General features: G+C 66.1%; 15 protein-coding genes and 1 pseudogene. 7 read left to right on the top strand and 9 right to left on the bottom strand.

What is annotated here, in order from left to right; genetic code table 11:
• Nucleotides 1-72 precede the first annotated feature (72 nt).
• Nucleotides 73-1,221 carry a methyltransferase gene (locus AB0L63_RS01960; protein ID WP_364493243.1) on the top strand — a complete coding sequence of 383 codons (1,149 nt, stop codon included), beginning with the start codon at nt 73-75 and terminating at the stop codon, nt 1,219-1,221.
• 162 nt (nt 1,222-1,383) lie between these two features.
• Nucleotides 1,384-2,232, top strand: a complete 849-nt coding sequence (locus AB0L63_RS01955) for a Bax inhibitor-1/YccA family protein (RefSeq protein WP_364493241.1) — start codon at nt 1,384-1,386, stop codon at nt 2,230-2,232.
• A gap of 60 nt (nt 2,233-2,292) precedes the next feature.
• On the opposite strand, the gene AB0L63_RS01950 is transcribed toward AB0L63_RS01955, so the two are convergent.
• The 3 genes and pseudogenes from AB0L63_RS01950 to AB0L63_RS01940 all read right to left on the bottom strand — a co-directional run bounded on the left by AB0L63_RS01950 (nt 2,293) and on the right by AB0L63_RS01940 (nt 4,267).
• Complete coding sequence (locus tag AB0L63_RS01950; protein WP_364493239.1) at nt 2,293-3,513, bottom strand: acetyl-CoA C-acetyltransferase; 1,221 nt, start codon at nt 3,511-3,513, stop codon at nt 2,293-2,295.
• Nucleotides 3,514-3,582: 69 nt separating this feature from the next.
• Nucleotides 3,583-3,759: pseudogene (locus tag AB0L63_RS01945) on the bottom strand (SGNH/GDSL hydrolase family protein); the annotation flags it as partial.
• 34 nt (nt 3,760-3,793) lie between these two features.
• Nucleotides 3,794-4,267: a hypothetical protein gene (locus AB0L63_RS01940; protein WP_364493237.1), complete on the bottom strand. Its 474-nt coding sequence runs from the start codon at nt 4,265-4,267 to the stop codon at nt 3,794-3,796.
• 94 nt (nt 4,268-4,361) lie between these two features.
• Here AB0L63_RS01940 and AB0L63_RS01935 point away from each other — a divergent pair, with 94 nt between their 5' ends.
• Nucleotides 4,362-5,744: a cystathionine beta-synthase gene (locus tag AB0L63_RS01935; RefSeq protein ID WP_364493235.1), complete on the top strand. Its 1,383-nt coding sequence runs from the start codon at nt 4,362-4,364 to the stop codon at nt 5,742-5,744.
• Nucleotides 5,745-5,866: 122 nt separating this feature from the next.
• On the opposite strand, the gene AB0L63_RS01930 is transcribed toward AB0L63_RS01935, so the two are convergent.
• On the bottom strand, nt 5,867-6,088 hold the full coding sequence (locus AB0L63_RS01930) for a hypothetical protein (RefSeq protein WP_364493233.1): 222 nt from the start codon (nt 6,086-6,088) through the stop codon (nt 5,867-5,869).
• Nucleotides 6,089-6,134: 46 nt separating this feature from the next.
• Complete coding sequence (locus AB0L63_RS01925) at nt 6,135-7,310, bottom strand: acyl-CoA dehydrogenase family protein (protein ID WP_364493231.1); 1,176 nt, start codon at nt 7,308-7,310, stop codon at nt 6,135-6,137.
• Between the two features lie 101 nt (nt 7,311-7,411).
• Here AB0L63_RS01925 and AB0L63_RS01920 point away from each other — a divergent pair, with 101 nt between their 5' ends.
• On the top strand, nt 7,412-8,587 hold the full coding sequence (locus AB0L63_RS01920; RefSeq protein ID WP_364493229.1) for a cystathionine gamma-synthase: 1,176 nt from the start codon (nt 7,412-7,414) through the stop codon (nt 8,585-8,587).
• Between the two features lie 83 nt (nt 8,588-8,670).
• On the opposite strand, the gene greA is transcribed toward AB0L63_RS01920, so the two are convergent.
• Together greA and AB0L63_RS01910 are read right to left on the bottom strand one after the other, a co-directional pair.
• Nucleotides 8,671-9,165, bottom strand: a complete 495-nt coding sequence (greA, locus tag AB0L63_RS01915) for a transcription elongation factor GreA (protein ID WP_364493227.1) — start codon at nt 9,163-9,165, stop codon at nt 8,671-8,673.
• 297 nt (nt 9,166-9,462) lie between these two features.
• The gene (locus tag AB0L63_RS01910; RefSeq protein WP_364493225.1) at nt 9,463-9,903 is read right to left on the bottom strand and encodes a DUF4307 domain-containing protein; all 441 of its coding nucleotides are present in this window, start codon (nt 9,901-9,903) and stop codon (nt 9,463-9,465) included.
• A gap of 142 nt (nt 9,904-10,045) precedes the next feature.
• Between AB0L63_RS01910 and mca the strand changes: the two genes are divergently transcribed.
• The 3 genes from mca to AB0L63_RS01895 all read left to right on the top strand — a co-directional run bounded on the left by mca (nt 10,046) and on the right by AB0L63_RS01895 (nt 12,269).
• On the top strand, nt 10,046-10,912 hold the full coding sequence (gene mca / locus AB0L63_RS01905; protein WP_364493223.1) for a mycothiol conjugate amidase Mca: 867 nt from the start codon (nt 10,046-10,048) through the stop codon (nt 10,910-10,912).
• Complete coding sequence (locus AB0L63_RS01900) at nt 10,912-11,181, top strand: hypothetical protein (RefSeq protein WP_364493980.1); 270 nt, start codon at nt 10,912-10,914, stop codon at nt 11,179-11,181. The genes mca and AB0L63_RS01900 overlap by 1 nt, the downstream gene beginning before the upstream one ends.
• 167 nt (nt 11,182-11,348) lie before the next feature.
• Nucleotides 11,349-12,269: a serine hydrolase gene (locus AB0L63_RS01895; protein ID WP_364493221.1), complete on the top strand. Its 921-nt coding sequence runs from the start codon at nt 11,349-11,351 to the stop codon at nt 12,267-12,269.
• On the opposite strand, the gene AB0L63_RS01890 is transcribed toward AB0L63_RS01895, so the two are convergent.
• Nucleotides 12,221-13,168: a LysR substrate-binding domain-containing protein gene (locus tag AB0L63_RS01890; RefSeq protein ID WP_364493219.1), complete on the bottom strand. Its 948-nt coding sequence runs from the start codon at nt 13,166-13,168 to the stop codon at nt 12,221-12,223. The two genes, AB0L63_RS01895 and AB0L63_RS01890, sit on opposite strands and share 49 nt — an antisense overlap.
• Nucleotides 13,169-13,191: 23 nt before the next feature.
• Complete coding sequence (locus AB0L63_RS01885; RefSeq protein ID WP_364493217.1) at nt 13,192-14,184, bottom strand: helix-turn-helix domain-containing protein; 993 nt, start codon at nt 14,182-14,184, stop codon at nt 13,192-13,194.
• Nucleotides 14,185-14,361 lie beyond the last annotated feature (177 nt).

Raw genomic sequence — 14,361 nt, 5'->3', positions numbered from 1 at the left:
TTTGGCGCCGGAGTGTCGCGGACATGCCGGGGCGGACGCGATCCATCGGCAACGATCTAGCACACTTGAGCTGTGGAAGATGTCGAGGATGTACTTGGCCGACTGCGGCGGTACCCGGATGTGGAGGCGCTGAACCTCTATGCCGTCGATGCCGCCGACCGGCTGATTCTCGACGTCGCCGCCGATGCCATCGATGCCGCTGGCAGCGGCCGGATCGCGGTGATCGGCGATGCCTACGGTGCGCTCACCCTCGGCGCGATCGCCGGGCATGATCTGCGCGATGTCCGGGTCCATCAGGACCTGCTCACCGGCGAACTCGCATTGGCCAACAATGCGCGCGCGCTCGGTCTCGCGGATCGCTATGCCGCACACGCGCTTTCCGAGGAGTTGCTCGCCGACGCCGAGGTCGTGCTGCTGCGACTACCGCGCATGCTCGCCGGACTGACCGAGGTCGCCGATGCCATCGCCCGCTACGCCGATCCGGAGGTGGTCGTATTCGCGGGCGGACGCGATAAATATCTGACCAAGTCCATGAACGATATACTGGCCGAATCGTTCTCGCAGGTGCGCGCCAGCCGCGGGCGGCAGAAGTCCCGCACGCTATTGGTCGGCGGGCCGAAACCCGTTGCCGCGCCGCCATTTCCGGTGCACGAGCGAATCGACGATTTCGATATCGACGTGGTCGCGCACGGCGGCGCGTTTTCCGGCGCCAAATTGGATATCGGAACCCGATTCCTGTTGCAGCACTTCAAGTGGATGAAACCCGATGCGCGCGATGCCATCGATCTCGGTTGCGGCACCGGCATTCTGGCGGTCGCACTGGCCAAGGCCCGGCCCGGCATCCGGGTGGTCGGAACCGATCAGTCGGCTGCCGCGGTGGCATCGGCGCGGGCGACCGCCGAGGTCAACGCGGTCGCCGATCGGGTGATCGTGGTGCGCGACGATGCCATGTCCTCGGCCGCCGACAACAGTGCCGATCTGGTGCTGTGCAATCCGCCGTTCCATGTCGGCGCGGCTGTGCACACCGGGTCCGCGATCAAGATGTTCGCCGAGACCGGTCGGGTGCTGCGGCCCGGCGGTGAGCTGTGGACGGTTTACAACTCACATCTGAACTATCGCGGTGTGGTCGAGCGCATGGTCGGCCAGACCGAGGTGATCGGCCGCAATCGGAAATTCACGGTGACGCGATCCGTACGTGGACTGCGCGACGTGCCGCGGTAGTAGAGTCCGATTTGTCCGTACCGAAAGGTTTGCTCGGGAACTCCACCGGGCCGACACGCGTTGGACAACCTAGTTGGATATCGAGCGACCGGCTCGCAATCGAGACGGCTCGGGACTGACGGCCACGGCGACGTGAGCCACGACTCCAGAAAGGCATTCACGGTGCGCACCACTAGCAATCCGGTTTTCAGACAGCTCCCTCGGCAAGAGGGCAGTGGCTATGCCAACTTCGGGTCAGGGGTGACGGGCGCGGGCCAGATGACCCAGCAGTACGGCCAGCACCCGCAGTACCCCCAGTACCAGCAGGCGCCCCCGGCCACCCGGGCCATGACCATCGACGATGTGGTCACCAAAACCGCCATCACACTCGGTGTGCTCGCCCTCTCGGCGATCATCTCCTACGGTCTGACCAACGCGAACACCTCGCTGGCGCCGCTGTTCGTCATCGGCGGTGGTCTGGTCGGCTTCGTGCTGGTGCTGGTCGCGACCTTCGCCAGGAAGATGGACAACCCGGTCGTCGTGCTCTCGTACGCGGTCTTTGAGGGTCTTTTCGTCGGCGCGTTGTCGTTCATGTTCACCAATATCGAATTCGGCGGCGTCGGCGGCAGTGCCATGATCGCGCAGGCGGTGCTCGGCACCTTCGGCGTCTTCGCGGGCATGCTCGTGGTCTACAAGACCGGCGCGATCCGTGTCACCCCGCGTTTCACCCGGATGATCTTCGGCGCGATGATCGGCATTCTGGTCCTGATCGTCGGCAACCTGATCGCCAGCTTCTTCATCGACGGCGGCCTCGGCCTGCGCGACGGCGGCCCGCTCGCCATCGTCTTCAGCCTGGTCGCGATCGCGGTCGCGGCCTTCAGCTTCCTGCTCGACTTCGACGCCGCCGACCAGCTCATCCGCGCCCAGGCCCCGGAGAAGGCCGCCTGGGGCGTGGCCCTCGGCCTGACCGTCACCCTGGTCTGGCTCTACACCGAGATTCTGCGCCTGCTGAGCTACTTCAATAACGATTAGCTCGATCGACACAAAGGCGGCCACCGGAATCCCGGTGGCCGCCTTTGTCGTATCGCGAGATCAGCTCAGGCGCTCGATGACCATGGCCATGCCCTGGCCACCACCGACACACATGGTCTCCAGGCCGAACTGCTTGTCGTGGGTCTGGAGGTTGTTGATGAGGGTGGCGGTGATGCGGGCGCCGGTCATGCCGAACGGGTGGCCGAGGGCGATGGCGCCACCGGACACATTCAGCTTGTCGAGGTCCATATTCAGCTCGCGGGCGGAGCCGAGAACCTGGACGGCGAATGCCTCGTTGATCTCGTACAGGTCGAGGTCGTCAATGGTCATCTTGGCGGTCTTCAGGGTCTTGCGGACCGCCTCGATCGGGCCGAGACCCATGATCTCGGGGGACAGGCCCGAGACGCCGGTGGCGACAATGCGCGCCAGCGGGGTCAGGCCGAGTTCCTTGGCCTTGGTGTCGCTCATGATGACCAGCGCGGCGGCACCGTCGTTGAGCGGGCAGGCGTTACCGGCGGTGATGGTGCCGTCCGGACGGAATACCGGCTTGAGCTGCGAGATCTTCTCGTAAGTGGTGCCGGCGCGCGGGCCGTCGTCGGTGGTGACGATGGTGCCGTCGGGCAGGGTCACCGGGGTGATCTCCCGCTCGAAGAAGCCGGCCTTGATGGCCTCCTCGGCGCGGTTCTGCGAGCGCACGCCCCAATGGTCCTGGTCTTCCCGGGAGATGCCGGTGTACTGGGCGACGTTCTCGGCGGTCTGGCCCATGGCGATGTAGACGTCGGGCAGGGTGCCGGCCGCGCGCGGATCGGTCCACACGTCCGCGCCACCTTCGGCGCGCTTGGCGGTGCGGGCCTCGGCCTCGGCGAACAGCTGGTTGTGGGTGTCCGGCCAGCCGTCGGCGGTGCCCTTCGGGAACCGCGATACGGTCTCGACACCGGCGGAGATGAACACATCGCCCTCACCGGCCTTGATGGCGTGGAAGGCCATCCGGGTGGTCTGCAGCGAGGAAGAGCAGTAGCGGTTCAGGGTGACACCGGGCAGGGTGTCGTAGCCCAGTTGCACGGCCACGCTGCGGGCCATATTGAAACCGCCTTCGCCGGCGGGCTGGCCGCAGCCCAGGATCAGATCGTCGATCTGGGTGGGGTCGAGTGCGGGAACCTTGTCCAGGGCCGCGCGGACCATCTGGGTCGCGAGGTCGTCCGGTCGCATGCTCACCAGGGAGCCCTTTCCGGCGCGGCCGATCGGCGAGCGAGCGTAGGAAACGATGACGGCCTCGGGCATGAGGACTCCTTTGTTGGACGGTCAGGTGCGCCACGGACGGTGTCCGAAACGCGGTCTTCGAACCGTTTGTTACTTGTGCTTCCGGATCGAATCTACGTCGCGTCCTGATGGGCGGGCACCCGGGGTCGCCTCCTCGACTGCCTCGATCAGGACCGGGAGCAGCAGCGCGGCCGCCAATGTATAACCCGCTGCCGAGGGGTGGAATCCGTCCTCGGAGAACAGTTGCTCGGGTGCGGCGCGGAACTCGGTGGCCGCAGGCAGCGAACTTATAGCGCGCGACTCAGGCAGGCGGGTCGCCGGGAACGTCGAACCACCCGTGCGCGGGGACGCTCGCGGTGTCGGTGCTGACGGTGACCTCGACGCGCCCCGGACCGGTGTCCTGGAACAGGGCGTACTGAATGCTGCCGTAGAGGCCGGTGACCACGTTGTTGTCGTAGCTGCCCGTCGCGCCGGTGGTCAGATTGCGCCAGGCGACGGTGGTGCGAACCTCGCACAGCGGAGCCAGCGGATAGTCACCGGGCCCGAGACCCGCGGCCGGATCCGCGCGCACATTGAGGATGGCCCGGCCCGGCCACTGCGGACCGGTATCGGCCCAGGTGCGGATGGTCGTCCAGCAGAGGCCACCGTGCGCCAGTGTGGGCACCTGCGGGAATTGGACGGTCGCGGCCCGGGCGGGTGCGGCCCCGACGACTCCGGCGGCCACGGCCGCTCCGGCCAGAACTGTCGCCGCGCGAGCGATGTTCGGCTGCTTCATATTTGCGATCCTAGGCAAGCGATCACCATCATGTGCGCGTTGTCGCGCGAGACGCGCGCGCACCGATACCAACCTCTTCTGCAACGATAGGGGCATGCGCATCGCTGATCACGTCGTTGACCTCATCGGCAATACGCCGCTGGTTCGATTGAACTCGGTGGTGGGGCCCAATGCGGGCATTGTCGCGGCCAAGATCGAATATCTGAATCCGGGCGGCAGCTCCAAGGACCGCATCGCCGTGAAGATGATCGAGGCGGCTGAGGCCTCCGGCGCACTGCGGCCCGGCGGCACCATTGTGGAGCCGACCTCCGGTAATACCGGCGTCGGGCTCGCGCTGGTCGCGCAGCAGCGCGGCTACGACTGCGTCTTCGTCTGTCCGGACAAGGTCAGCGAGGACAAGCGCAATGTGCTGCGCGCCTATGGCGCCGAAGTTGTGGTGTGCCCGACCGCGGTGCCCCCGGACCACCCGGACAGCTACTACAGCGTCTCCGACCGACTGGTCCGCGAGATCAACGGCGCGTGGAAGCCGGATCAGTATTCCAACCCGGGCGGCCCGGACAGCCATTACGAGACCACCGGCCCGGAGATCTGGCGCGATACCGACGGCAAGGTCACCCATTTCGTGGCGGGCGTCGGCACCGGCGGCACAATCACCGGCGCCGGCCGGTATCTGAAGGAGGTCTCCGGCGGCAAGGTGCAGATCATCGGCGCCGATCCCGAGGGTTCGGTGTACTCCGGCGGCACCGGTCGGCCGTACCTGGTCGAGGGCGTCGGCGAGGACTTCTGGCCCGCGGCCTATGACCCGGCCGTGCCGGACGAGATCATCGCGGTCTCCGATGCCGACTCCTTCGATATGACCCGCCGACTCGCGCGCGAGGAGGGCCTGCTGGTCGGCGGCTCCTGCGGAATGGCGGTGATCGCGGCCATCGAGGTCGCCCGTCGCGACCCGGATGCGCTGGTGGTCGTGCTGCTGCCCGATGGCGGCCGCGGCTACCTGTCGAAGATCTTCAACGACCAGTGGATGAGTTCATACGGCTTCCTGCGTGATCGACTGGACGGCGCGGCGGAGCCCTTGGTCGGCGATGTGCTGCGCGGTAAGTCGGGTGCGCTGCCGGATCTGGTGCACACCCATCCGTCGGAGACCCTGCGCGATGCGATCGAGATCCTGCGCGAGTACGGGGTTTCGCAAATGCCGGTCGTCGGCGCTGAACCACCGGTGATGGCGGGCGAGGTCGCGGGCAGCGTGACCGAGCGGGACCTGCTGTCGGCGGTCTTCGAAGGCCGTGCGAACCTGACGGACTCGGTTGCCAAGCATATGAGCCCGTCGTTCCCCCTGATCGGTTCGGGCGAGCCCATCTCGGCCGCAACCAAGGCACTGTCCGACACCGACGCACTGATGGTCGTCGAAGACGGCAAGCCGGTCGGCGTGATCACCCGCCACGACCTCCTCGGCTTCCTCAGCACCGGCTCCATCTAACTCCGCCGCGTAGCCGCTGGATCGAGATCAGATGGAAGCTGTGGCGGCAGCTGTCGCCACCTGATCTTTATCGCGCTACCCGGTTCGGCGGGGGTGCGAGCTATACGCAGCGGCCATTCGATCTATGTCGCGCCGAGGGATTCGGTGCGGATGTGCGTGGTCGAACGCCGCCGCGGGACTCGCGTGATCACCCAGGTATCGATGGCGGAGACGAGTTCGGCTCGGCGGCAAACGGTTCCGGCGGTCGCGACGGGATCGCCGTACCACTGCCGGTGCAGGTCGCCGAGTGCGTGCGCCAGCGGAATGAGCCGGATGCTCCTGGCCGGGCTCGACCGGATGTCCACCGAAGGCGGCGACCGATTCCCGTTGGTCCGACCGTGCAGGAGGCTGTCACCGAAACGCATTCGAGTCGGTGAGCGCCTTTCCGAGCACCAACTGATGCACCTCCGCAGTGCCCTCATACGTGAGCACCGACTCGAGATTATTCGCATGCCGCAGCACCGGATAGTCCAGCGTGATGCCGTTCGCGCCGAGAATGGTCCGGCATTCGCGGGCGATCGCGATGGCCTCCCGGGTGCTGTTCAACTTGCCCGCGCTGATCTGCTCCGGCAGCACCTCGCCGCGATCCTTCAACCGGCCGACCTGCAGTGCGAGCAATTGCCCCTTGCCGTATTCGAGCGCCATATCCGCGAGCTTCGCCTGGGTCAGCTGGTAGGCGGCCAGCGGCTTGTCGAATACCTCCCTGGTCCGCGCGTACTCGATGGTGGTGGCCAGACAGTCGCGCGCCGCACCGAGCGCGCCGAAGATAATGCCGAACCGCGCCTCGCTCAGACAGGCGAGCGGGGAACTCAGTCCGCGCGACTGCGGCAGCACCGCATCGGCGGGCAGCCGCACATCGTCGAAGTCCAGCTCCGCCGTCACCGATGCGCGCAGCGACAACTTGTGCTTCATCTCGCGAGCGGTGAATCCGGGCGTGCCTGCCGGGACCAGGAAGCCGCGCACCACCTGCTTGCCCTCGTCCTCGGTCTGTGCCCACACCACCGCGATATCGGCCACCGACCCGTTGGTGATCCACATCTTGGCGCCATTGAGCACCCAGTCGGCGCCGTCGCGTTTGGCCCTGGTCCGCATGCCAGCCGGATTCGACCCGAAATCCGGTTCGGTGAGTCCGAAACAACCGAGGGCGCGCCCGGCCGCCATATCCGGCAGCCACCGCTGCTTCTGCTCCTCCGAGCCGAATTTGTGGATCGCGGTCATGGCCAGCGAACCCTGCACCGAAACCATGCTGCGCACACCCGAATCGACCGCCTCGAGCTCCTGGCAGGCCAGACCGTACGCGGTCGCCGACAGGCCCGCGCATCCGTAGCCGTCCAGGTGCATACCGAGCAACCCGATATTGCCGAGTTCCGGCGCGAGCTCACGGGCCGGGAACGTCGCGGCCTCGAACCATTCCGCGATCTGCGGCCGCAATCGATGGTTGGCGAACGTGCGGACGGTATTGCGGATCTCGCGCTCGTCCTCGGTCAACAGGGCATCGATCGCGAACAGTTCATCAACGCTCAGCATGAGCTCAACCTACCGCCGTCGCCGCGGCGAAAGCGGGGATCGGCGCGCAACGGGTGATCCGGCCGATAGCCCGCCGATCGCCCCGGTCTAGGCTGACCCCCATGAGCGAGCGCAGCGAACGAACAATGAATACAGCTGAGCTGGGATTCTCCACCAGAGCTGTGCACGCCGGATACGAACCCGAAGCGCGGACCGGTGCGGTGAACGTGCCCATCTACGCGAGTTCGACGTTCGCCCAGGACGGGGTGGGCGGGTTGCGCGAAGGCTACGAATACGGCCGCACCGGCAACCCGACCAGGACCGCCCTCGAGGCGAACCTCGCCGCGCTCGAATCGGGCCGCTACGGACGCGCATTCGCCTCCGGCATGGCCGCCACCGACTGTGCGCTGCGGGCCACGCTGCGCCCCGGTGACCACATCGTCATTCCGGACGACGCCTACGGCGGCACCTTCCGGCTGATCGATAAGGTCTTCAGCCAGTGGGGCATCGAGCATTCGCCCGCGCATGTGTTCAATGTCGACGAGATGCGCGCCGCGATCCGCCCGAACACCAAACTGATCTGGATCGAAACCCCCACCAACCCGCTGCTGAGTATCGGCGATATTCCGGCGCTTGCCGAGGTCGCGCATGTCGCGGGCGCGAAACTGGTGGTGGACAACACCTTTGCCACGCCGTACCTGCAGCAGCCGCTGCTGCTCGGCGCCGATATCGTCACGCATTCGACCACCAAGTACCTCGGCGGGCATTCCGATGTCGTCGGCGGCGCGTTGATTACCAACGATCCGGAACTCGATGCGGCATTCGCCTTCCTACAGAACGGTGCGGGTGCGGTACCCGGCCCGTTCGACGCCTTCCTCACCCTGCGTGGCACTAAAACCCTCGCGGTGCGGATGGATCGGCATTGCGACAACGCCGAGACCATCGCCGAATTCCTGACCGGGCATCCGGCCATCGCGCAGGTCATCTATCCCGGCCTGGCCGAGCATCCGGGCCACGCCATCGCGGATAAGCAGATGAAGCGCTTCGGCGGCATGATCTCGGTCCGGCTCAACGGCGGTCGGGATGCGGCGCAGGAGCTCTGCTCGCGCACCAAGATCTTCACTCTCGCCGAATCGCTCGGCGGTGTGGAGTCCCTGATCGAGCATCCAGCCGCCATGACGCACGCCTCCACCGCGGGCTCGCAGCTGGAAGTTCCGGACGATCTGGTGCGGCTCTCGGTTGGCATCGAAGACGTCGGCGATCTGCTGGGCGATATCGAACAGGCACTGGCGAACTAGCTATGGAAACGAAGAACGGCCGCATCCGTACTTTCCGGATGCGGCCGTTCTTCATGGCTTCAGGAAGGGTGCCCGGCCCGAGATCAGCTGTGGTACGGCTCGGCGCTGACCAACGTCACCTTCATGATCTTGCCGTTCGGCAGCGTGTACTCACGGGTGTCGCCGACCTTCGCATCGATGAGCGCGCCACCGAGTGGCGAATTCGGCGAGTAGGTCTCGAGCTTGGAATCGTTGAGACCCTCTTCGCGCGTCGCGATGAGGAAGGTCTCGGTGTCGGATTCGTCACCGTCGTAGTAGACCTTGACGACCGAACCCGGCAGTGCGACGCCGGACTTGGTGGGCGCAACGCCGACATTGGCGTTGTTCAGCAGCTCCTGCAGCTGCCGGATGCGCGCCTCCTGCTGACCCTGCTCCTCGCGCGCGGCGTGATATCCGCCGTTTTCCTTGAGGTCGCCCTCTTCGCGGCGCTCGTTGATCTCGGCAGCGATGACCGGACGATTGGCGATGAGCGCGTCGAGTTCACCCTTGAGCCTGTCGTGCGACTCCGGGGTCAGCCAAGTCACTTGCGTCTCAGTCATCTCGATCACTCCCTAGTAGTTGTTCCCGGCCGGGGCCGGGTTCCCTGGTCCGCTGCAGTGCCCACAGGGGGCGGGCATGCACCAGCCGACGGCTAGTGCCATCCTGGGGAAGTTCATCGAACCCCGACAGGCTTCAGATCCGGCAAATCATGGATCCCGAACTGACAGCACTGGCCGCCGATGCAGCAAACACGGCTCCGAGCCCCGGAACCGTGTATCACGCTATTTTAGCATGAATCACAAACATGCAGGTCGGCGTTCATTTTGTGGACGGTCTCAGTGGCATATCGCCCGGAGTCAGCCCGCCCGCAGATACTTCGGCACATTGTCGCTGCAGCCGTAGATGCTGCTCGAGACCGGCTGGGCAGAGGCGCGGACGGTGGTCGTCAGCTCGATGGTGCCGCTGCCGGACGGCTCGATCAGCACCTCGCGACGGCCCAATTCGGACCCGTCCCTGGCCATCGCGCGGACGAAACACACCACCGGCTGCTGCGGATCCTTGCGGGTGACCTTGAGATGGACCGAGATGGTGGAGTCGTCGACGACGGTGTAACCGAGCTGTTCGGCGTCGATATCCCCCGGTCCGTACTTCTGGAAGCCGATGTAGGCGACCCCGAGACCCGCGGCGAGCACGACCGCGCCCAGAGCGAACGGAATCCATCGGCGCTTCGGGCGTGGCGCGGTTCCGTACCGGTCGGCATGTCGGTCGATCGGCGTGTCACTGGGCGTTTCACTCATGCCGTCTCACTCCGGGGGGTATGTCGGAACAAAAGTCTGTCGAATGGAACTATAGGGACAGGTAGATCGGACCCCGGCGGCGGAGAGTACGAGGTATGACGGTGGTTGATGAGGTGAACGAGACGTGAGTGGGTTCCGGCTCATGGCGGTTCATGCGCACCCCGACGATGAATCCAGCAAGGGCGCCGCGACGACCGCGCGGTATGCCGACGAGGGCCATGATGTCCTTATCGTCACGCTGACTGGCGGCGAACGCGGCAGCATCCTCAACCCGGCGATGGATACCCCCGGCGTGCTGGAGCGGATCGATGAGATCCGGCGCGAGGAGATGGAGGCCGCGGCCGCCGCGCTCGGTGTGCGCCAGACCTGGCTCGGTTTCGTCGACTCGGGCCTGCCCGAGGGCGACCCGCCGCCGCCGCTACCGGAGGGCAGTTTCGCGCTGGTCCCACTGGAGGAGGCCGTCGAGGCGCTGGTCCGGGTGGTTCGCGAGTTCAAGCCGCATGTGATGACCACCTATGACGAGAACGGCGGATATCCGCATCCGGATCACATCCGCTGCCACGAGGTATCGATGGCCGCGTTCGAGGCCGCCGGCGATCCGGAGCGCTTCCCGGACGCGGGCGAGCCGTGGCAGCCACTGAAGATCTACTACGACCACGGCTTCACCATGGCGCGCCTGGATATCTTCGCCGCCGAATACGACCGGATCGGTGAGCCGTTCCCGCTGCAGGAGTGGCTGGAACGCACCCGCGCCTACCGACAGGGCCGTCCGGACGGTATGACCAGGGTGACCACCCAGATCGAATGCGCCAAATACTTCCCGCTGCGTGATGACGCGCTGCGCGCGCACGCGACGCAGATCGATCCCAACGGCGCGTTCTTCGCGATTCCGATGGAAATGCAGCAGCGGCTCTGGCCCACCGAGGAGTTCGAGCTGGCCAAGTCCAGGGTCGAATCCACGCTGCCGGAGACCGATCTGTTCGCCGGTATCGAAGACGAGCACCGGTGATGTTGGTTTTCCTCGCGCAAACTCCCGGCACGCCTACCGGACCCGAATTCGGTAAGGCGTCGCCGCTCGGTCTGGTGATCATTCTGGTGTTGCTCGCCGGGACGGTTCTGCTGGTGCGTTCGATGAACCGGCATATCAAGGGCCTGCCCACGACCTTCGAGCCCGAACATCCGGAACCGGATCAGGCGGCCGACGAGGGCACCGAACCCGGTATCGCCCGGCTCGACAAGAAGGACATCGAATCCGACGACGGGCCTGATAAAACCTGATGTCGCAGCGGCCGTCCGAAATCTCGGGCGGCCGCTGTCGCGTTTACCCGTCCGACTTCGTCAGTGGGGTAGTCGCATCGTGAGCCCTTCGGTATCGACATCTCGGACGCTGACGAGCGTGAACCTTCTATCGGCGGGAGAGTCAAGCTGCCCCGGAGCCGTCCCGTATGGAAGTTTTGGCAGTCGTGAAGGAGATCTTCCGTAAGGCCGGTGTGCGCGGTTGGGTGCACGCCAGATGTTTCGATTGTGCTGGTGAGGTGGGGTTCGGCGCCGACGAACCTGTGGTGCTGGCGTCGGTGGTGAAGGTGGCGCTGGTGCTGGAGTTCGCTCGTCAGGTGGCGGCGGGTCAGCTCGACCCGACCGATCGGGTGCGGGCGCTCGCGGCGGACCGGCTCGGTGGCGTCGGCACCGCCGGATGTCTCGACGATGTCGAGTTCAGCCTGCGCGATGCCGCGTTCTTCGCGCTGACCGTGAGCGACAATACCGCCGCCGACCTGCTATTCGATCGCGTCGGCCTGGACAATGTGCGCTCGCTGGTGCGCGAATTGGGGCTCACCGAGACCCGGATCGTCGGTGCGCCCAGATACGTCGTGCAGACCATGGCGGAGGATATCGGCGCATCCGATACGGCCGAATTCGCGCGGCGCTTCCCGACCCTGAGCGTGTCGGAAGTGCTGGGCACCCGTGCTATGGACCCGCTGCGCACCACCGCGAGCACGCCGCGCGATATGACCCGCCTGCTCATCCTGCTCGGCCAGGACCGCGCGGGCGATCCCGCCGCCTGCCAGTGGGTGCGCGACCTGATGGGCCAGCAGCTCAACTGGCACCGGCTCGCCGCGGCCTTCCCGCCCGAGGTGGCGGTGTGGGGCAAGACCGGATCACTGCCCGCGATTCGCAATGAGATCGGCGTAGTGGCGTACCCCGGCGGAAGTCGTTATGCCGTAGCGGTATTCACCAGGGCGGATACGCTCGCCCAGCGACTGCCCGAGGTGGATCACGCGATCGGTGCCGCAGCGCGGTCGGCGATTCAGCGCATCCGTCACGATCTGCCGAATACGACATTCCACGGCCGCTGCGCCACCTCCTGAGCGGGCGCTGGCCGCGATGCGCCATCGCCCTGGATGACCGTCACGATGAGCTCGGCCAGTTCGCGGACCAGCGGATGCGGTGCCGCGGCCGGCCAGGCCAGCGAGAGCCGCCAGCTCAGGGCATCGGTCAGCGGTCGCCAGACCACGCGCGGTTCCTTTTGCGCGACCATGCCCTGGTCGAAGGCGACGCCGCGGCCGGAAAGCACCATGCCGAGTACGAATTCGGGATTGCGGGCGTGCTGCACACGGGTGGGCCGGAAGCCGTGCTCCCAGCAGGTGCGTAGGGTCGCGTCGTAGAGTCCGGGCGCGGCGGCCCGCGGAAAGATCACCAGACCGTGGCCGGCCAGGTCGGCGAGGGTGAGCGCGGCGTGCGTGGCCAGCGGCGAATCGCGGGGCAGCACCACGCCCAGCGGTGTCTCGACCTCGGGGCCGAGCTCGAGGCCGACCACATCGACCGGATGTTGCAGCAGTCCGGCGTCGAGTTGGCGGTCGGCGAGCAGCCGGATCTGTTCGGCGGTGGTCAGTTCCTGTAGATCGACTCGGACGTCACGGCTTTCGAATGCCGTCAGGATCGCCGCGAGCACCCGTCCGGCCAGTTCAGGTGGGACACCGACCCGCAATGCATCGATCTCACCCCGATGTGCCTTACCCACCAGCCGTTGCGCCCGATCCCAGCGGGCGAGCAGATCACGGGCCTCGACGAGCAGGATCTGGCCCGCCTCGGTGAGTTCGACACGTCGACTGTCCCGGTCGAACAGCCGCGCACCGAGATCCTGTTCGAGTTTGCGAATACGCTGACTCAGCGGCGGCTGCGCAATGCCGAGGCGTTCGGCCGCTCGCCCGAAATGCAGTTCTTCGGCGACGGCGACGAAGTACCGCAGCTGGCGCAGGGAATCCACGCTGCGACGATAGCGTGATCGTGCTAGCTGGTCGCTCCGGAAATCGGTGTGGCAGGGGCGGGGTCGGCCCGCCAGTCCTCGCGGAGTTGGCCGGGAGTGGTGTCGAAGCGTCGGCGGAAGGCCTTGCTGAAGCTGCTGATCGAACCGAAGCCCAGGTCCGCTGCGATATCGGTGATACTTCGATGTTGGTAGGCGGGGCTGCGCAGACGGTCGCGCGCCAACCGAAGGCGTTCCTCCCGGATGACTTCGCTGGGTGTGGTGCCGGCATTGCTGAACGCGAGTTGAATTTGACGCAGTGACCAGCCGAGCGCAATGGCGACGCGGGTGCCGGTGAGGCCCGGATCTCCGGCATGGTCGTGGATAAACCGGCGAGCGGTCGCTTCGACATGGGCGAGCTGGGTGGGCGAGCTCGCCGGTTCACCGAGTATCTGCATGCAGAGCAGATCCACCAGCCGTTCGGAGACGCTGTCGAATTGGAGGTCGGTGAGTGCGGCGGATTCGGTACGCAGGCCGCCGAGGATCCCGTCGGTCACCCGTCCGAGCCCGGTCGTGAGATCCAGCGGCTGGTTGGGTGGAACGACGCGGTTGAGGCGATGTTTGATCTCCTTGCGCGGAATGGTGATGATCATCCCGCGCGTGCCGTCGGACATGGACATTTCGTAGGGGCGGTCGACGACCGCCAGGCACATGGTTCCCGGGGTGATGATCCCGTACCCGTCGTCGGTGTGGAAGGACACCTGCCCGGAGAAAGGAACGATCAGCCGGTAGTCGTCATCGGGGTCGGCGCGGATGTGGCTCGGGTTGCGCAGGTAGGTGACGGCATCCGATGTCCACCCGACGAGCTGGTAGGTGTCGGTGCGCCGCAGTTGGGTGTTCCCGCGGAAGTCGGTGCGGCTAGGGAATCGGTAGCCGAGCCGACAGTGGTATGTGCTGATCAGATCGGCCCAGTACTCGGTTCGCTCATGTGGATCCACCACATTTGTCGTGGCGGAGCCGGGGATGGCCGCTTGATTCATGAATACGCCTCCGACTCGACGATCATCGGTGGCCCCGGCGCCGACCCCAACTCTAGCGAAGCGTACTGCAGAACCGCGCGAATGCACCGCTCGACCAAGCATTCTCGGGTTTCGAGTTCTGCGCGCTCGGACAATGCTTTTGCGCTTCGGGACGAGCGGGGCCGCGCGGGCGGCGGC

The organism is Nocardia sp. NPDC051990, assembly GCF_040680755.1.
Lineage (GTDB): Bacteria > Actinomycetota > Actinomycetes > Mycobacteriales > Mycobacteriaceae > Nocardia.
This window is presented reverse-complemented; position numbering and strand designations above follow the sequence as displayed.